The following is a 16,103-nucleotide window of genomic DNA, read 5'->3' on the forward strand; positions in this document are numbered from 1 at the left end:
TTCCTACAGCGCCCTCTGTTGCTCCAACCCCTTGTTATTTCGAAACAAAAGACCCCTGTCCAAGGCGTATTGCCGCGGCGACGGGTGGGTTAGCATCGCCCCCCAATCTGACTCGACCACCCAGGTTTACGCGCACTGGCGCTGTAGCGGGTTGTCGTGTGCTCAATGGAACGGGGGTATCTCATGATCAAAAGGTGTTTGTGTGCTGTGTTGCTGGGTGTCGTCGGGTTCTTATACGGTGCTCCGGCCAACGCTGGCGCCATCGACGACGCGGTTCAACGAGGGGTATTGAGGGTCGGCACGACGCCCACCTACGTGCCCTTCGAAATGACCGATAAGCGTGGGCAGATCATCGGCTTCGAAATCGACTTGCTCCAAGCCATGAGCAAGGCCCTGGACATCGAGCTGGAGATGGTGCCGGTGCCCTATACCGAACTGCTGCCGGGGCTGATGCAAAAGCAATACGACCTGATCGGCAGCGGCATGACGGTGACCCAGCAGCGCAACCTGAAATTGAACTTCAGCGACTCTTTCATCATTGTCGGCCAGACCGTGTTGCTGCATCCCGACCTTGCCGGCAAGGTCAGCAGTATCGAAGACCTGGATGATGCCGGTTATCGAGTCGTCGCCATCGAGGGGACGACCGGTGAGTTGGCCGCCAGGCGATTCCTTGGAGCGGCGCGGTTACGCACGTTCCCGACGCCGGAAGAAGGCGTGCGTCAGGTGGTAGAGGGCAAGGCCGACGCTTTTATCCACGATGCGCCTTACAACCTGATCGCCATCGCCAAGCCCGAAAACAGCTCGCTGTTGGCCCTGGAGCAGCCTTTCACCTATGAGCCACTGGCGTTCGGCCTGAAAAAAGGCGATTACGACAGCCTCAATTGGATCAACCATTTCCTGAACCAGGTGGCCCAGGACGGGACCTACGATCGTCTGTATGACAAGTGGTTCAAGGACACCGCCTGGATGGCGGAAGTCTACTGAAGTCATAACTGCTTACACATCAATCAATGGCTATTGCCAGGTGGCGAAGTGTCTGCCTCTGCGCTTTGCTGCACCGTTGTAGGGCGTTTCTGACATACCCCGACAACAAATCCCGGTGAAACCTTTGTGACAGGCATCGAGTGGGTTAGGATCGCACCCCGAAATGGTGCAGCCCTTTTGCGCGCCGACCTCATAAGAATGGTTCAGGGGACTTGATGATGAAAAAGTATCTTTCGATGCTGCTGCTCGGCGTCACCGCGCTGGTCGCGGCCAATGCGGCCCAGGCCGGCGCGATCGATGATGCGGTCAAGCGCGGCACGTTGAAAGTCGGCATGGACCCGACCTACATGCCGTTCGAAATGACCGACAAGCGCGGTGAAATCATTGGTTTCGAAGTCGACATTCTCAAGGCCATGGCCAAGTCCATGGGCGTCAAGCTGGAGCTGGTGTCCACTGGCTACGACGGCATCATCCCGGCGTTCCTGACCGGCAAGTTCGACATGATCGGCAGCGGCATGACCCTGACCCAGGAACGCAACCTGCGCCTGAACTTCAGCGAACCCTTCATCGTGGTGGGTCAGACCCTGCTGATTCGCAAGGAGCTGGAAGGCACCATCAAGTCCTACAAAGACTTGAATGACGAGAAATACCGCCTGACCTCCAAGCTCGGCACCACCGGCGAGATGGTTGCCAAGAAGCTGATCTCCAAGGCCAAGTACCACGGCTATGACAACGAGCAGGAAGGTGTGCTGGACGTCGTCAATGGCAAGGCCGATGCCTTCGTGTATGACGCCCCGTACAACGTCGTTGCCGAGAAAAAAGTCGGCAACGGCAAGCTGGTGTTCCTGGAAGAACCCTTCACCTTCGAACCGCTGGCGTTCGGTCTGAAGAAGGGCGACTACGACAGCATCAACTTCATCAACAACTTCCTGCACCAGATCAAGAACGACGGCACCTACGATCGCATCCATGACAAGTGGTTCAAGAGCTCCGAATGGCTCAAGGACATGGAATAACGCTGTAGTGCTTTCGTGGTGAGACGGCTTGATGTGGTGAGACGGCTTACTGTGGTGAGGCGGCTTACTGTGGTGAGACGGCTTACTGTGGTGAGACGGCTTACTGTGGTGAGACGGCTTACTGTGGCGAGCGGGCTTGTCCCGCGTTGGGCTGCGAAGCAGCCCCACTAAGATCACCGCGCTGTTTCAGATGGACCGTGGCCTGAGGTTTTTGGGGCTGCTTCGCAGCCCAACGCGGGGCAAGCCCGCTCGCCACAGAGCAAGCCCGCTTGCCACATCAGGTGCGCGTACCCCGATTCTTTTGGATGTTGAGTAATGAAACAGAAAAAAGCCCAATGGCCCTGGCACCTGCTGACCGTGGTCGTGCTGGTCGGCCTGGCGGGCGCCTTGTATTACGCCACTTCGCTGATGTCCTACGAATGGCGCTGGAACCGTGTACCGCAATACTTCGCCTACCAGGCCGAAGAGTCCCAGCGCGCCGCAGACATTTCAACCGTCGTTGAACTGGTGCGCAAAGGCGATGTGGCCGAAGTCACCCTGCGCAACGATGCCGGCGTCGAACAACGCGTGAGTGTGGCCGGCAACAGCCTGCAAGTGGCGCGCGGCGATGATGTGGCCGAAGGCGATGTCATCGGGGTTAACCGCCATTGGGCGTTGGGCCCCTTGATGTGGGGCTTGTGGACCACGTTGTGGCTGTCGGTGGTGTCCGGGATTCTCGGCCTTGCGATTGGCCTTGCCACCGGATTATGCCGGCTGTCCAATAATCCGACCCTGCGCGATCTGTCGACGATCTACGTCGAACTGGTGCGCGGTACGCCGCTATTGGTGCAGATCTTCATTTTCTATTTCTTTATCGGCACGGTGCTCAACCTGTCCCGGGAATTCGCCGGGATCGCCGCGCTGTCGCTGTTCACGGGTGCCTATGTGGCGGAAATCGTCCGCGCCGGCGTGCAGTCCATTACCCGTGGCCAGAACGAGGCGGCTCGCTCCCTGGGCCTGAGCGCCAGCCAGTCGATGCGCCATGTGGTGCTGCCGCAGGCCTTCAAGCGCGTGCTGCCGCCGCTGGCCGGGCAATTTATCAGCCTGGTGAAAGACACCTCGCTGGTCTCGGTGATCGCGATTACCGAGCTGCTCAAGAGCGGGCGCGAAGTGATCACCACCTCGTTCTCGCCGTTTGAAATCCTGTTCTGCGTCGCAGGCCTGTACCTGCTGATCAACCTGCCGCTGTCGAAAATGGCCAGCCGGCTTGAGCGGAGGCTCGCACAAAGTGATTGAAGTCCGCGATCTGGTAAAAGTCTTCGACACCCGAGGCCATGTGGTGCGCGCGGTGGACCATGTGACCACTCAGGTGGCCAAGGGCGAAGTGCTGGTGGTGATTGGCCCGTCAGGCTCGGGCAAGTCCACGTTCCTGCGGTGCCTCAATGGTCTGGAAGAGTTCGATTCGGGCTCGGTCAGCATCGATGGCCTGCAACTGGCCGACCCGAAAACCGACGTGAATGCCTATCGGCGTGAAGTCGGCATGGTGTTCCAGCACTTCAACCTGTTCCCGCACATGACGGTGCTGGAAAACCTCTGCCTGGCGCAAAAAGTTGTGCGCAAGCGCGGCAAGAAGGAGCGCGAAGCCAAGGCCCTGGCACTGCTGGAAAAGGTCGGCATCGCGCAAAAGGCCAATGAATTTCCGTCGCGCCTGTCCGGCGGCCAGCAGCAGCGGGTGGCGATCGCCCGTGCCCTGGCGATGGAACCCAAGGTGATGCTGTTCGATGAGCCCACCTCGGCCCTCGACCCGGAAATGGTCGGCGAAGTGCTGGACGTGATGAAGACCCTGGCTCTGGAAGGCATGACCATGGTTTGCGTCACCCATGAAATGGGCTTTGCCCGTGAAGTGGCAGACCGTGTGTTGTTCTTCGACCATGGCAAGTTGCTCGAAGATGCGTCACCGGCGCAGTTCTTCGACGCGCCGAAAGACCCGCGTGCCCAGGCGTTCCTGCGCCAGGTGTTGTAGCGCTGATGGTTCTTGGGGAAAGGGCGCTGTGTGGTGGGCGAGCACGCTCACTCACCACGCGTGCCGTGAACCTCAGAGCTTGAACTTGCCGACCAACGCCTGCAAATCCAGGCTCAGCCGCGTCAACTGAACGCTCGCCGCCGCCGTTTCCTCACTGGCGGCGGCGGCTTGTTCGGTCACGTCCCGTACCTTCAATACGCTGCGATTGATCTCCTCGGCCACCGCGCTTTGCTCCTCGGCGGCGGCGGCTATCTGTGGGTTCATTTCCTGGATCACCGATACCGTGCGCGCGATGGCCGCCAGCGCGTCGCCCGCATCGCGGCTCAGGCCGACGCTGAAGTCGGTCAAATTGCGGCTGCTGTCCATGATGTCTGCCACCTGCCGGGTGCCGTTGTTCAGGCCAAGGATCAGCCCTTCGATTTCCTCTGCCGACGCCTGGGTGCGCTGGGCCAGGCTGCGTACTTCATCGGCCACCACGGCGAACCCTTCACCGGCATTGCCCGCACGTGCCGCTTCGATCGCCGCGTTCAACGCCAGCAGGTTGGTTTGCTGGGACACCGACTTGATCACATCCAGCACACTGCCGATCTTGCTGCTTTCCTGCTGCAGCGTCAGCATCGCTCGACTGGAGAGCGCCATTTCATCGGCCAGTTGGCCGATCTGTTCGATCACCTGCGCAACCACTTTGTCGCCTGCGTGGGCCTGGTGGTCTGCCTCGATGGCCGCGAGCGAGGCTTGTTCGGCATGCCGTGCGACCTCCTGGGCCGTGGCGAGCATTTCGTTCATGGCGGTGGCGACCTGGTCGGTTTCAACTTTCTGGTGGTTCACGCCGGTCCGGGACTGCTCGGTCACGGCGGACAGTTGCCCGGCCGCGCTGGCAATCTGTCGGGCGCTGTCACCAATGCCGCTGATCAGGTGGCGCAGGTTACGGGTCATCTGCCCGATGCTGTGCTGCAACTGGCCCAGTTCATCCCGGCGCACCACCTCGGCGGTGTGGCGCAGGTCGCCCTCGGCGATGCAATTGGCGGTGATCAGTACCTGACGCAGGGGGGCGACAATTTGTCGAGCGATCCCCCAGGCGGCCAGCGAGCCTAGCAACAAGGCGCCGAGGGTCACGCTGATCAGCAGGCGGCGTGTATTGTCCGCCTCTTTGTCGCGTTTGAAGGTCTGGCCCTCTATCACCTGTTCGCTTTGTTCGAGCAATTGGTTGAGCAGGTGTTCAAGCCGGTCCTGGACCGTCTCCGTGGCCACTTGGGCCTCCTTGAGTTTGATCAACTGCGCGCGATAGGCGGCCACGTCTGTCTTGAGCAAGGCCGAGTCCACGGGCAGGCTGGTCACGGCCGCATGCGTGACGTCCAGGGTGTCGAGGGTCCGGCCCACCCCTTCGGCGTACGCATCCAGTGAATCGGCGGCCCAGGCAGGCGCCTGGGCGCGATCCTCGGCCCGTGCCATGGCCTGGCGCAGGTTCTCGATGGCGTCGAGGGCCTGCTGGTCATTCTGGTCGGGCAGGTCGCTGGCCACTTGGGTGAGGGTATCGCTGGCCTGGAGGCTGGACTGGTGCAGGGAGGTGTGGGTGGCTTCTCGCTGTTCGATCAGGGGCGGTAGCTCTGCCAGGCCGGTCTTGAAGCCGATCACCAGGCGCTCCGCTTCCTGAATGCGCTGCAAGTCGGCCGGGGCGAGCAGATGGTTTGCCAGATAACTCAGGTGTTGGCCGATTTGCTCGATCCGCGTGTTCATGGCGTCGAGGCTGGCAGTGTCCGTGAGGGTTCGATACACGATACGGTCTGCGCGCACCGCTTCGGCGGCCGCAGTGAGTTGGCCCAGGACCGTCAGGTTGGCTGAGCGGAAAAGCGCGGCATTCAAGGCTTGCCAGCCGGTTGCGGCGATGATGAGGCTGAGGATCAGCACTTGGCCGAACCCCAGGGCGAGCTTGAGGCGGACGCTGGCATTGGCCAGCAAGCGGATCAGCCGAGGAAACATGGTGAACCTCCGAATCGGAATAAACGCTTCGTTAGAAACGCTAAAACGATTCGAGGTGATGGCGGGCTGATAACTGCGTAGGAAATTTCACAAGTAGTCGTGTGGCGGCGACCTGGAGGGGGCGCCGCGCACGACCGCTCAGATGCGGAAGCGTCCGACCAGGGTTTGCAGGTAGTTACCCAGGCGCGCGAGTTCGGCACTGGACGCGGCCGTTTCTTCACTGGCGGCGGAGGTCTGCTCGGACACATCGCGCACGTTCAGTACGCTGCGGTTGATCTCCTCGGCCACCGCGCTTTGTTGCTCGGCCGCCGTGGCGATCTGTGAGTTCATCGTCTGGATGGTCGACACGGTGCGAGTGATGCTCGCCAGGGCGCTGCCGGCCCGGCGGGTCAGCTCGACACTGCTGTCGGTGAGCCCACGGCTGTTGTCCATGATGGTCGCCACTTGCTGGGTGCCGCTTTGCAGGCCGACGATCAGTTCTTCGATCTCTTCGGTGGACTTCTGGGTGCGTTGGGCCAGGCTGCGCACCTCATCGGCCACCACCGCAAAACCACGCCCGGCCTCGCCGGCGCGCGCCGCTTCAATGGCGGCGTTCAGGGCCAGCAGGTTGGTTTGCTGGGCCACCGACTTGATCACGTCGAGCACGCTGCCGATCTTGTCGCTTTCGCGCTTCAGATCGCCCATGGCCACCGTGGAATTACCGACCTCCGTGGCCAGGCGCTCGATCTGGGCGATGGCTTCACCGACTACCTTGTCGCCTTCGCGGGCCTGCTGGTCGGCGGCTACGGCGGCTTCGGAGGCTTCTTCCGCGTTGCGGGCGACTTCCTGCACAGTGGCCGCCATTTCGTTCATGGCCGTGGCCACCTGGTCCGTCTCGACTTTCTGGCTGTTGACCCCGGCGCTGGTTTGCTCGGTGACGGCCGAGAGCTGCTCGGCAGCGCTGGCAATCTGGGTCACGCCTTCGCTGATGCCGCCGATCAATTCGCGCAAGCCGACGGTCATGCTTTGCATGGCGCGTTGCAGTTGGCCGAGTTCGTCCTGGCGCTCCGACGTCAGGTTTTGGCTCAGGTCGCCCGAGGCGACGCGCTCGGCCAACTTGAGGGTCTGGCTCAGCGGGATGATGATCTGGCGGGTAATGGCCCAGGCGGCGACCAGGCCGAAGATCAACGCCAGCACGGTGGCCAGCAGCAACAGGTACTTGGCTTGTGCAGCGTCGGTGTCACGCACCACGGTCTGGGAGGCCGTGAGTTTTTCGCTATGGCTGAGCAGGATATCGCCCTGGGCACCCATGGCCTTGAGTGCTGCCGCGCTGGCCACCTGGGAGTCACGGTACTGGCTGACGGCCGCGCGATAGGCTTGCAGCGAGACGCTGGCCTGTTGCAGGTTGGCCTGGTAGTTGGCCGGCAGTTGGCCTTCCAGCTCGGTGATTTTTTTCAGGGCGTTGTCGATGGCATCAAGGGCCGGTTGCTCGGCTTCGACCTTGGCGCTGTAGGTGTAGCCGCGCACTTGGAAGCGCGCTTGCTGGATCAGCTTGCTCAGGCTGACCACGTTGTTGAACTGGGTGACGCTGTCGCCTTGCAGCAGGGATTTTTCGACTTCGCCTATCTTGAGCACGGCATTGTCGGCGGTATCGCCCAACTTGCTGCGCGCGTTTTCGCGATTGGCACCGGCTTGTGCCATGTCGTTGAAGGCTCGCTTGTACTGCTCCACGGCCGCCAGTTGCTCGTCGATCAGGGCGACGTCGGCCGGTTGTTCGATCAGGGTGCGGGCGGTCTTCAGGCCGCTGTCGAGCTGGTTCAGCAACTCGCTGACAGCGCTGGTGCCTTGCTCGCCACGGCGCATTTCGTAGTCCAGGCGGGCCAGACGCAGGTCTTTGGTCAAGGCATTGAGGCTGGAGATATACCCCAGTTTGTCGCCACGACTGATCACATCACCCAGGCCGGTCCAGCCAGTGAAGGTGATCACCAGCGTCAGCAGCAGTACCAGACCAAAGCCGACGCCCAGTTTGGTTTTGACGCTGACATTCCCCAGCTTTTCGGCTAACCAACGATACATGCTGCGAACTCCCCTGGAGCAAAGCTTAGATTTATTCAGGGGGTATCGGCCTGCAAACGGGATTCTGTAGCGCCGTGGTGCGACTGTGGGAGGGTCGTGTGGTTAGAAGAGGCGGGCGAGCAGCGCAGTGACGGCGGTTTCCACGCGCAGGATGCGAGCGCCCAACTGCACCGGCTGCAGGCCGGCCTTGGCCAGCAGATCCACCTCGTAGGGAATCCAGCCGCCCTCCGGGCCGATGGCCAGGGTGACCGGCTCGTCCAGGGCACGCGGGCAAGGCGGATAGTCGCCGGGGTGGCCGATCAGGCCGAGGGTGCCTTGCGTCATGGCTGGCAGGCGGTCTTCGACGAATGGCTTGAAACGTTTTTCGATGATGATTTCCGGCAGCACCGTGTCCCGAGCCTGCTCGAGACCGAGGATCAGTTGCTCGCGAAGCGCCGCAGGCTCCAGGAACGGGGTTTGCCAGAAGCTCTTCTCAACCCGGTAGCTATTGAGCAGTACCACTTTCGGCACACCCATGGCCGCCACGGTTTGCAGCACCCGACGCAGCATCTTCGGGCGCGGCAGGGCGAGCAACAGGGTCAGGGGCAGTTTGGCCGGGGGCGGCAGCTCGAAGCTGACTTGCAGCTCGGCCTCGCGGGCGTCCAGGCGCAGCAGTTGCGCATTGCCCATCAGGCCGCCGATGCGCCCCACGCGCAGGTTGTCGCCCACCGCCACACGGTGGACGTCCTGCATATGCACCAGGCGCCGATCACGCAGCACCACCCGGTCGGCCGCGATAAAGTCGGCCTCCTCCAACAGCAGCAGGTTCACGGCTGGGTCGCTGGCGGCTGGTCATCGTCGGCGGGTTGGTCATCCGGGTGCTCGCCCCGCTTGCTGATCAGGCCGCTGAACAGGATGCCAATCTCGAACAGCATCCACATCGGCACCGCCAGCAGGGTCTGGGAGAAGATGTCCGGCGGCGTCAGGATCATGCCGACCACGAAGCAGCCGATGATCACGTACGGGCGGACCTTCTTCAGGTACTTCACGTCGACTACGCCGATCCATACCAGCAGCACCACGGCCACGGGGATCTCGAAGGCCACGCCGAAGGCGAAGAACAACGTCATCACGAAGTCGAGGTAGCTGGTGATGTCGGTCATCATCTCCACGCCAGCGGGGGTGGCAGCGGCGAAGAACTTGAAGATCAGCGGGAACACCAGGAAGTAGGCGAATGCCATGCCGGTATAGAACAGCAGGATGCTCGACACCAGCAACGGCACGGCGATGCGCTTCTCATGCTTGTACAGCCCTGGTGCGATAAAGCCCCAGATCTGATGCAGGATCACCGGGATCGCCAGGAACAGCGAGACCATCATCGTCAGCTTCAACGGCGTCAGGAACGGCGACGACACATCGGTGGCGATCATCGTCGCGCCGGCCGGCAGGTACTGGCGCAAGGGCGTGGAGACGAAGGTGTAGATCTGCTGGGTGAAGGCGAACAGCCCGGCGAAGATCACGAAGATTGCCGCTACGCAACGCAGCAGGCGGGTACGCAGCTCGGTGAGGTGCGAGACCAGCGGCATATGCTGGTCGTTTTCCGGTTTATCAGCGCTCATGGGGCTCGCGGCGGCAATGTAGGGTCATGGGGAGCGGGCGACGCCACGGGCGCCGGCGCTGGCTCTGTCGGGGTAGCGGTCGGGCCTGGCGCGACCGGTGTGGCTTCGGTCGCCGCGGGTGTGGGCGCGATGCTGTGCTCGGCCACAGGCTCCACCGGTTTGGCCGGCTCCTGCACCGGCGACAGAATTTTGCGCGCCTCTTGCTCCAACGACAGGATATGTTCGTTGTGCAGTTGGCGGCGGATTTCATCGGCGCCGATTTCCCGTTCAACTTCCTGTTTGATGGCGTTGAAACTGCGTTTCAGGCGCCCGATCCACAGGCCGGCCGTGCGTGCGGCACCGGGCAGGCGTTCCGGCCCCAGCACCAGCAAAGCCACGAGGCCGACGAGGAGCAGTTCAGAGAAGCTGATACCAAACATTAGTCAGTGCTCACGAGTCTTTGCGGGTCGGCTCTTCGACTTTTTCAGCCTGCACGTCGAAGGTACGACGCTCGGTAATCGGCTGGGCGGCCTGCGGGTGGACAGGCTGGGCCGGCGGCACCGGGTTGACGACGGGCTCGGCCGGTTTTTCGTCGTCGTTCATGGCCTTGCGAAAGCCCTTGATCGACTCGCCGACGTCAGTGCCGAGGTTTTTCAGTTTCTTGGTGCCGAACACCAGTACCACCACCACCAGAATGACGATCCAGTGTTTCCAGTCAAAAATGCCCATGCTGCAATTCCTCGTTGAAAGTTATTCAGGCGGACGGGCGCGAGGCCTTTTCGGCATGCCCGGACAGGCCGAAGCGACGGTCCAGTTCATCCAGCACGGCCTGTGGGTGCTGCCCCAGTTGGGCGAGCATGACCAGGCTGTGGAACCACAGGTCGGCGGTTTCGTAGATCACATCGCTGCAGTCGCCGCTGATCTCGGCATCCTTGGCAGCGATGATCGTCTCGACGGATTCTTCGCCGAGTTTTTCCAGGATCTTGTTCAGGCCCTTGTGATACAGGCTCGCCACATACGAGCTGTCGGCGTCCGCGCCTTTGCGGTCTTCCAGCACCTGGGCCACACGGTTCAGGGTATCGCTCATGTTCAGTGTCCTGCCGAATAAATGGCGTGCGGGTCTTTGAGTACCGGTTCCACCACCTTCCATTCGCCGTTCTCGAACACGCGATAGAAGCAGCTGTGGCGGCCGGTGTGGCAGGCAATGCCGCCGATCTGCTCGACCATCAGGATCACCACGTCGGCGTCGCAGTCGAGGCGTATCTCGTGCAGGGTCTGCACGTGCCCGGACTCTTCGCCCTTACGCCACAGTTTGCCACGCGAACGTGACCAGTAAATGGCGCGCTGCTCGGCGGCAGTGAGGCTCAGGGCCTCGCGGTTCATCCAGGCCATCATCAGCACGCGCCCGGTCTTGTAGTCCTGGGCAATGGCCGGCACCAGGCCGTCACTGTCCCACTTGATCTCGTCCAGCCAGTCTTTCATCGTTCGGCTCCGGCAATTTGCGACAGTGTATAACCGGATCGGCTATCGACGCACGATCAGATAAACACCCACGGCGACCATGATCCCGGCCGGCCAGTGGCCCAACTCGTTCAATGGCCCGCCGATGGCCAGCATCACCCCGCCCACCAGGTGCGCGGCCCCCAGCAAGCGCAGGAACCAGTCATCCTTGCGCTGTTGCCACGGTGGCGACGGGTCCTTGGCGTGGGGCTGGGACATGCGCTCCAGCAGGTCGCGGGTCATATTGGCCAAGTGCGGCAGCTGTTCGACCTGGCTTTGCAGGTTGCCCAGCAGGGTTTTCGGGCTGACGCGCTCGCGCATCCAGCGTTCGAGGAACGGTTGTGCGGTGTTCCACAAGTCGAGGTCCGGGTACAGCTGACGGCCCAGGCCTTCGATGTTCAGCAGGGTTTTCTGCAAAAGAACAAGCTGCGGCTGCACTTCCATATTGAAGCGTCGCGCGGTCTGGAACAGGCGCATCAGCACCTGGCCGAAGGAAATATCTTTTAACGGTTTTTCGAAGATCGGCTCGCAAACGGTACGGATCGCCGCTTCGAATTCATTGAGCTTGGTTTCTGCCGGTACCCAGCCCGAGTCGATGTGCAACTGCGCCACGCGGCGATAGTCGCGCTTGAAGAAGGCGAACAGGTTGCGCGCCAGGTAATCCTGGTCTTCCGGGGTCAGGCTGCCGACGATGCCGCAGTCGATCGCGATGTACTGCGGGCTCCACGGGTTGACGGTGCTGACGAAGATGTTGCCTGGGTGCATGTCGGCATGGAAGAAGCTGTCGCGGAACACCTGGGTGAAGAAAATTTCCACGCCACGCTCGGCCAGCATTTTCATGTCGGTGCGCTGGTCGGCCAGGGTGGCGAGGTCGGTGACCTGCACGCCGTAGATACGCTCCATTACCAGCACTTTCGGGCGGCACCAGTCCCAGTAGACTTGCGGCACATACAGCAGCGGCGAACCTTCGAAATTGCGCTTGAGCTGGCTGGCGTTGGCCGCTTCGCGCAGCAGGTCGAGCTCGTCGTAGATGGTTTTTTCGTAGTCGGCGACCACGTCCACCGGGTGCAGCAGGCGCGCATCGGCAGAAAAGCGTTCAGCGGCGCGGGCGAGGATAAACAGCCATGCCAGGTCCTGGCCGATGATCGGCTTGAGGCCCGGACGGATCACCTTCACCACCACTTCTTCGCCGGTCTTGAGTTGCGCGGCATGCACTTGTGCCACCGAGGCCGAGGCCAGGGGCTCGACGTCGAAGCGGCTGAACACGTCGCTGATTTTCTTGCCCAACTGCTCTTCGATCAGCTTCATCGACTGCTGCGAATCAAACGGCGGCACGCGGTCTTGCAGCAGCATCAGTTCGTCGGCGATGTCTTCGGGCAGCAGGTCGCGGCGGGTCGAGAGAATCTGCCCGAACTTGATAAAGATCGGCCCCAGGTCCTGCAGGGCCAGGCGCAGGCGCGCGCCACGGCTCAGTTCCAGCGGCTTGCGCGGGAACCAGCGCCACGGCAGCACATAGCGCACCGCCAGCAGGAACCAGGGGAGAGGCAGGGCGAACAGCAGGTCATCGAGGCGGTAGCGGATTACGACGCGCTGGATACGAAACAAACGGCGGACGGCGAGCAGCTTCATGCGTTATCGCTTGGATCAAGGGAACGGCTCAGGCGCTCGAAGCGTGCCTCAAGGCGTTCCAGGTCGATTTTGGCCTTGTCGAGTTCGCGAAAGCGCGCTTGCGCTTCCCGTTGTCCGACCAGGGTGCGCGATTCTTCGCTCAGGTATTCGGCGAGGTTCTGGTTGAGGCTGGCGAACCCCTGCTGGTACCAGCGTGCGCGGCTGCGCAGGTGCCCGCTGATCAGTTGGGTGGCGACTGGGCCGATCCATTGTGACAGCTCGTATTCCCAGTCCAGCTCCAGGTCCTGCAGCACGGCGGCCAGGTCCATCAGCACCGCGCTATCGCCTTCCAGCTCCACTTCCGGGCCATGCAGGATGGCGGTCTTGTTACGGCTCAGCGCCAGATGCAACAGGCTGGAGGCCGGCGCGCGCAGGGTGCAGTCGGCCTCGGCAGCCCAGTGGCTGGCAAGCAGCAGGCCTTCATCGCTGGGCAGGATAAACAGCTGCAAGGCAGGGCTGCGGCAGTCGACGGCAATGATCTTGCCGTTCAGGTGCGCGAGCCGTGCCAGGGCAGTGCTGTCCAGGTGCAGTACACGGTTGAGGCCGTGTTCGACGCTGGCGAGAAGACCTTTGAGCAGCATCAGGGCTTGATGCCGCGGTGCAGGGCGACGATGCCCGACGTCATATTGTGGTACGTCACGCGGTCGAAACCGGCCTCCACCATCATCGACTTCAGGGTTTCCTGGTCGGGGTGCATGCGGATCGACTCGGCCAGGTAGCGATAGCTTTCGGCGTCATTGGTGATCAGCTTGCCCATCAACGGCATGAAGGCGAACGAGTAGGTGTCGTAGACCTTGGACATCAGCGCGTTGGTCGGCTTGGAGAACTCCAGCACCAGCAGGCGGCCACCCGGCTTGAGCACGCGCAGCATCGAGCGGATCGCGTCTTCCTTGTGTGTCACGTTGCGCAGGCCGAAGGCGATGGTCACACAGTCGAAATGGTTGTCGGGGAACGGCAGCTTTTCAGCGTCGGCCTGGACGAATTCGATATTGCCGGCCACGCCTTTGTCGAGCAGGCGATCGCGGCCGACCTTGAGCATCGAGCCATTGATATCTGCCAGCACCACCTGGCCGGTCGGGCCGACGAGCTTGGAGAACTTGGCCGCCAGGTCGCCCGTGCCGCCGGCGATGTCCAGCACGCGGTTGCCGGTGCGCACGCCCGACAGCTCGATGGTGAAGCGTTTCCACAGGCGGTGCATGCCACCCGAGAGCACATCGTTCATCAGGTCGTACTTGGCGGCTACGGAGTGGAACACCTCAGCGACTTTTTCCGCTTTCTGGCTTTCCGGGACGTTCTTGAAACCGAAGTGAGTGGTGGGTTCGGCATCGCTGCCTTTGCGCTGATCAGTCATATCGCTGTCACCAAAAGAGAATGCGGGACATGATAATCCCCAAGGCCTGCTTTGTCTTGGCAAGGCTGAAGGTAAGATAGAGGGCCACCGAGACCTTTTGCCGCATGGCGGGTGTTCCAGTCGTTATAAAGAGGAGTCATTGCAATGGCCCGTATTACCGTTGAGCGCGCACATTCCCTGGGTAAAGAAGGCGCACGCGCCAAGGCCGAAAAGTTGGCGAGCAAACTCCAGGAGCAATATGGCCTGGAGCCGTCGTGGTCTGGCGACACCTTGAACCTCAAGCGTTCGGGGGTTAAAGGCACGGTGTGGGTGGCGGATGATTCGCTGCGTATTGATGTGGAACTGGGCCTGTTGATGTCGGCCATGAGTGGCACCATCAAGTCCGAAATCGAGAAAGCCCTGGATAAAGCCCTGGCCTGATCCGATTGCTCTTAGGGTGCCGATTCTAATTTTTCAACCTACTTTGTGCCCAAGCCCTCAACTCCTGTGGGCCGTTCCTCCACCCTATTCTGCGTGAGGTGCACCATGGCCAAAGTTATCCTGAAGAAAAAAATCGACGCTCAGACCACTGCCCTGAGTGACGTTAAAAGCTACGCCCGCAAGATCTGGCTGGCAGGTCTTGGGGCCTACGCCAAGGTCGGAAGCGAGGGCGGCGAGTACTTCAAAGAGCTGGTTAAAACTGGCCAACATGTTGAAAGTAAAGGCAAAAAAGTTGTAGTTGAACAACTTGATGCTGCCAATAGTCAGATTGACCAAGTAAAGAGTAATGTCTCCAGCGTCAAAGGCCTGGTTGAAGTTCAGCTGGATAAAGTTGAAAAAGCTTTTGATACTCGTGTTGCAAGTGCCTTGAATCGAATCGGCATTGCGACTAAACATGACGTGGAGACACTCTCTGCTAAGCTCGAAGAGCTGACGGCATTGCTCGAACGTGTCGCGCGTAAACACTAAGGAGACATCGGGATGGCTGTTAAAAAGACTACTCAGAAAGAAGGCAGCTCGTGGGTCGGGAAAGTTGAAGAATATTCCCGCAAAATCTGGCTCGCTGGTTTAGGCGTTTACTCGAAGATCGACAGTGACGGCAGCAAACTCTTCGAGACGCTGGTTAAAGACGGCGAGAAAGCCGAGAAGTTGACCAAGAGCACGGTGGGTAAAAAAGTTGAAGCGGCGAAGGCAACTGCCGGCTCCGCCAAGTCGAGCATTTCTGACACTTGGGGCAAGTTGGAAGAGACGTTCGATAAACGCCTCCACAGTGCTATTTCGCGGCTTGGGGTGCCAAGCAAAGCGGAATTGAAGGCGTTGCATAGCAAGGTCGATACCCTGACCAAGCAGATCGAAAAGCTCACCGGCGCCAAAGTGACTCCGGTGAAAACCGCAGCCGCCAAACCGGCAGCCAAGCCTGCCGCTAAAATCGCTGCTGCCAAGCCCGCCGCGAAAGCCGCTGCCAAGCCTCTGGTAAAAGCTGCCGCCAAGCCGGCTGCCAAGGCTCCAGCCAAAGCTGCCGCCAAGCCAGCAGCCAAGCCAGCGGCAAAAACCGCAGCGGCCAAACCGGCCGCCAAGCCTGCCGCTAAACCAGTGGCCGCAAAAGTGGCTGCCAAGCCAGCAGCTAAACCAGCAGCCAAGGCAGCTGCTAAACCCGCCGCCAAGCCAGCAGCTAAAACCGCAGCCGCCAAACCCGTTGCCAAGGCAGCCACTGCAAAACCTGCAGCCAAGCCAGCGGCCAAACCGGCCGTCGTGAAGAAGCCAGCTGCGGCTAAAAAACCAGCGGCGCCCAAGCCAGCTGTAGCGGCCAAACCTGCCAGTGCACCTGCATCCACTGCTTCCACGGCCAACTCGGTGTCCGCACCGACGCCCGCAGCTGTGGCTCCGACTGCAGCGCCGGTTACCCCGACGCCATCCAGTCAGTCCTGATTTCTTCCGGGACATAAAAATGCCTGACCCGCAAAGGTCAGGCATTTTTTTTGCCCAGGGCG

At 61.2% G+C, this 16,103-nt stretch carries 18 protein-coding genes and 1 pseudogene; 7 read left to right on the top strand and 12 right to left on the bottom strand.

Going from position 1 to position 16,103, the window contains the following annotated elements; all coding sequences use genetic code 11:
- The first annotated feature begins 183 nt into the window (after nucleotides 1-183).
- The 4 genes from AB7933_RS03460 (at nucleotide 184) to AB7933_RS03475 (ending at nucleotide 4,002) form a co-directional block, all read left to right on the top strand.
- On the top strand, nucleotides 184-984 hold the full coding sequence (locus AB7933_RS03460; RefSeq protein ID WP_024072923.1) for a transporter substrate-binding domain-containing protein: 801 nt from the start codon (nucleotides 184-186) through the stop codon (nucleotides 982-984).
- Between the two features lie 218 nt (nucleotides 985-1,202).
- On the top strand, nucleotides 1,203-2,000 hold the full coding sequence (locus tag AB7933_RS03465; protein WP_041160821.1) for a transporter substrate-binding domain-containing protein: 798 nt from the start codon (nucleotides 1,203-1,205) through the stop codon (nucleotides 1,998-2,000).
- Nucleotides 2,001-2,315: 315 nt separating this feature from the next.
- Nucleotides 2,316-3,275: an amino acid ABC transporter permease gene (locus tag AB7933_RS03470; protein WP_024072925.1), complete on the top strand. Its 960-nt coding sequence runs from the start codon at nucleotides 2,316-2,318 to the stop codon at nucleotides 3,273-3,275.
- Nucleotides 3,268-4,002 (top strand): amino acid ABC transporter ATP-binding protein, encoded by a 735-nt coding sequence (locus AB7933_RS03475; protein WP_024072926.1) that lies wholly within the window; start codon nucleotides 3,268-3,270, stop codon nucleotides 4,000-4,002. The genes AB7933_RS03470 and AB7933_RS03475 overlap by 8 nt, the downstream gene beginning before the upstream one ends.
- 72 nt (nucleotides 4,003-4,074) lie before the next feature.
- Here the strand turns inward: AB7933_RS03475 and AB7933_RS03480 are convergent, their stop codons facing one another.
- From AB7933_RS03480 to ubiE, 12 genes and pseudogenes are all read right to left on the bottom strand, one after another.
- On the bottom strand, nucleotides 4,075-5,982 hold the full coding sequence (locus AB7933_RS03480) for a methyl-accepting chemotaxis protein (RefSeq protein ID WP_024072927.1): 1,908 nt from the start codon (nucleotides 5,980-5,982) through the stop codon (nucleotides 4,075-4,077).
- Between the two features lie 138 nt (nucleotides 5,983-6,120).
- Nucleotides 6,121-6,993, bottom strand: coding sequence for a methyl-accepting chemotaxis protein (locus AB7933_RS03485; protein WP_370694634.1), 873 nt, complete (start codon nucleotides 6,991-6,993; stop codon nucleotides 6,121-6,123).
- Nucleotides 6,979-8,037: pseudogene (locus AB7933_RS03490) on the bottom strand (methyl-accepting chemotaxis protein); the annotation flags it as partial. The gene AB7933_RS03485 and the pseudogene AB7933_RS03490, both read right to left, overlap by 15 nt.
- 102 nt (nucleotides 8,038-8,139) lie before the next feature.
- Nucleotides 8,140-8,847 (bottom strand): 16S rRNA (uracil(1498)-N(3))-methyltransferase, encoded by a 708-nt coding sequence (locus tag AB7933_RS03495; RefSeq protein ID WP_024072929.1) that lies wholly within the window; start codon nucleotides 8,845-8,847, stop codon nucleotides 8,140-8,142.
- The gene (tatC, locus tag AB7933_RS03500; RefSeq protein ID WP_024072930.1) at nucleotides 8,844-9,635 is read right to left on the bottom strand and encodes a twin-arginine translocase subunit TatC; all 792 of its coding nucleotides are present in this window, start codon (nucleotides 9,633-9,635) and stop codon (nucleotides 8,844-8,846) included. Before tatC ends, AB7933_RS03495 begins: the two co-directional genes overlap by 4 nt.
- Complete coding sequence (gene tatB / locus AB7933_RS03505; protein ID WP_024072931.1) at nucleotides 9,632-10,054, bottom strand: Sec-independent protein translocase protein TatB; 423 nt, start codon at nucleotides 10,052-10,054, stop codon at nucleotides 9,632-9,634. Before tatB ends, tatC begins: the two co-directional genes overlap by 4 nt.
- A 10-nt stretch (nucleotides 10,055-10,064) precedes the next feature.
- On the bottom strand, nucleotides 10,065-10,343 hold the full coding sequence (locus AB7933_RS03510) for a twin-arginine translocase TatA/TatE family subunit (protein WP_024072932.1): 279 nt from the start codon (nucleotides 10,341-10,343) through the stop codon (nucleotides 10,065-10,067).
- Nucleotides 10,344-10,368: 25 nt separating this feature from the next.
- Nucleotides 10,369-10,701, bottom strand: coding sequence for a phosphoribosyl-ATP diphosphatase (locus AB7933_RS03515; protein WP_024072933.1), 333 nt, complete (start codon nucleotides 10,699-10,701; stop codon nucleotides 10,369-10,371).
- Between the two features lie 2 nt (nucleotides 10,702-10,703).
- Nucleotides 10,704-11,096 (bottom strand): phosphoribosyl-AMP cyclohydrolase, encoded by a 393-nt coding sequence (hisI, locus tag AB7933_RS03520; RefSeq protein WP_024072934.1) that lies wholly within the window; start codon nucleotides 11,094-11,096, stop codon nucleotides 10,704-10,706.
- 42 nt (nucleotides 11,097-11,138) lie between these two features.
- Nucleotides 11,139-12,743 (bottom strand): ubiquinone biosynthesis regulatory protein kinase UbiB, encoded by a 1,605-nt coding sequence (ubiB, locus tag AB7933_RS03525; protein WP_024072935.1) that lies wholly within the window; start codon nucleotides 12,741-12,743, stop codon nucleotides 11,139-11,141.
- Nucleotides 12,740-13,363, bottom strand: coding sequence for a ubiquinone biosynthesis accessory factor UbiJ (locus AB7933_RS03530; protein WP_024072936.1), 624 nt, complete (start codon nucleotides 13,361-13,363; stop codon nucleotides 12,740-12,742). Before AB7933_RS03530 ends, ubiB begins: the two co-directional genes overlap by 4 nt.
- Nucleotides 13,363-14,133, bottom strand: coding sequence for a bifunctional demethylmenaquinone methyltransferase/2-methoxy-6-polyprenyl-1,4-benzoquinol methylase UbiE (gene ubiE, locus AB7933_RS03535; protein WP_003171186.1), 771 nt, complete (start codon nucleotides 14,131-14,133; stop codon nucleotides 13,363-13,365). The genes AB7933_RS03530 and ubiE overlap by 1 nt, the downstream gene beginning before the upstream one ends.
- A gap of 144 nt (nucleotides 14,134-14,277) precedes the next feature.
- On the opposite strand from ubiE, the gene AB7933_RS03540 reads away from it, so the two are divergent.
- The 3 genes from AB7933_RS03540 (at nucleotide 14,278) to AB7933_RS03550 (ending at nucleotide 16,041) form a co-directional block, all read left to right on the top strand.
- Nucleotides 14,278-14,553: a polyhydroxyalkanoic acid system family protein gene (locus AB7933_RS03540; protein ID WP_024072938.1), complete on the top strand. Its 276-nt coding sequence runs from the start codon at nucleotides 14,278-14,280 to the stop codon at nucleotides 14,551-14,553.
- A 105-nt stretch (nucleotides 14,554-14,658) separates the two neighbouring features.
- On the top strand, nucleotides 14,659-15,081 hold the full coding sequence (locus AB7933_RS03545; RefSeq protein WP_024072939.1) for a phasin family protein: 423 nt from the start codon (nucleotides 14,659-14,661) through the stop codon (nucleotides 15,079-15,081).
- 12 nt (nucleotides 15,082-15,093) lie between these two features.
- Entirely contained in the window at nucleotides 15,094-16,041 is a 948-nt protein-coding gene (locus tag AB7933_RS03550) for a phasin family protein (protein WP_024072940.1), read from the top strand.
- Nucleotides 16,042-16,103 lie beyond the last annotated feature (62 nt).

Origin of the sequence: Pseudomonas gorinensis, assembly GCF_042015035.1 — a bacterium.
Classification (GTDB): Bacteria; Pseudomonadota; Gammaproteobacteria; order Pseudomonadales; family Pseudomonadaceae; genus Aquipseudomonas; species Aquipseudomonas gorinensis.

Excerpts from the sequence above, each read along its gene's own strand:
- AB7933_RS03460 (WP_024072923.1), top strand. The coding sequence starts at position 184 with ATGATCAAAAGGTGTTTGTGTGCTGTGTTGCTGGGTGTCGTCGGGTTC.
- AB7933_RS03465 (WP_041160821.1), top strand. The coding sequence starts at position 1,203 with ATGAAAAAGTATCTTTCGATGCTGCTGCTCGGCGTCACCGCGCTGGTC.
- AB7933_RS03470 (WP_024072925.1), top strand. The coding sequence starts at position 2,316 with ATGAAACAGAAAAAAGCCCAATGGCCCTGGCACCTGCTGACCGTGGTC.
- AB7933_RS03480 (WP_024072927.1), bottom strand. The coding sequence starts at position 5,982 with ATGTTTCCTCGGCTGATCCGCTTGCTGGCCAATGCCAGCGTCCGCCTC.
- AB7933_RS03485 (WP_370694634.1), bottom strand. The coding sequence starts at position 6,993 with ATGCAAAGCATGACCGTCGGCTTGCGCGAATTGATCGGCGGCATCAGC.
- tatC (WP_024072930.1), bottom strand. The coding sequence starts at position 9,635 with ATGAGCGCTGATAAACCGGAAAACGACCAGCATATGCCGCTGGTCTCG.
- tatB (WP_024072931.1), bottom strand. The coding sequence starts at position 10,054 with ATGTTTGGTATCAGCTTCTCTGAACTGCTCCTCGTCGGCCTCGTGGCT.
- AB7933_RS03510 (WP_024072932.1), bottom strand. The coding sequence starts at position 10,343 with ATGGGCATTTTTGACTGGAAACACTGGATCGTCATTCTGGTGGTGGTG.
- AB7933_RS03515 (WP_024072933.1), bottom strand. The coding sequence starts at position 10,701 with ATGAGCGATACCCTGAACCGTGTGGCCCAGGTGCTGGAAGACCGCAAA.
- hisI (WP_024072934.1), bottom strand. The coding sequence starts at position 11,096 with ATGAAAGACTGGCTGGACGAGATCAAGTGGGACAGTGACGGCCTGGTG.
- ubiB (WP_024072935.1), bottom strand. The coding sequence starts at position 12,743 with ATGAAGCTGCTCGCCGTCCGCCGTTTGTTTCGTATCCAGCGCGTCGTA.
- AB7933_RS03530 (WP_024072936.1), bottom strand. The coding sequence starts at position 13,363 with ATGCTGCTCAAAGGTCTTCTCGCCAGCGTCGAACACGGCCTCAACCGT.
- ubiE (WP_003171186.1), bottom strand. The coding sequence starts at position 14,133 with ATGACTGATCAGCGCAAAGGCAGCGATGCCGAACCCACCACTCACTTC.
- AB7933_RS03540 (WP_024072938.1), top strand. The coding sequence starts at position 14,278 with ATGGCCCGTATTACCGTTGAGCGCGCACATTCCCTGGGTAAAGAAGGC.
- AB7933_RS03545 (WP_024072939.1), top strand. The coding sequence starts at position 14,659 with ATGGCCAAAGTTATCCTGAAGAAAAAAATCGACGCTCAGACCACTGCC.
- AB7933_RS03550 (WP_024072940.1), top strand. The coding sequence starts at position 15,094 with ATGGCTGTTAAAAAGACTACTCAGAAAGAAGGCAGCTCGTGGGTCGGG.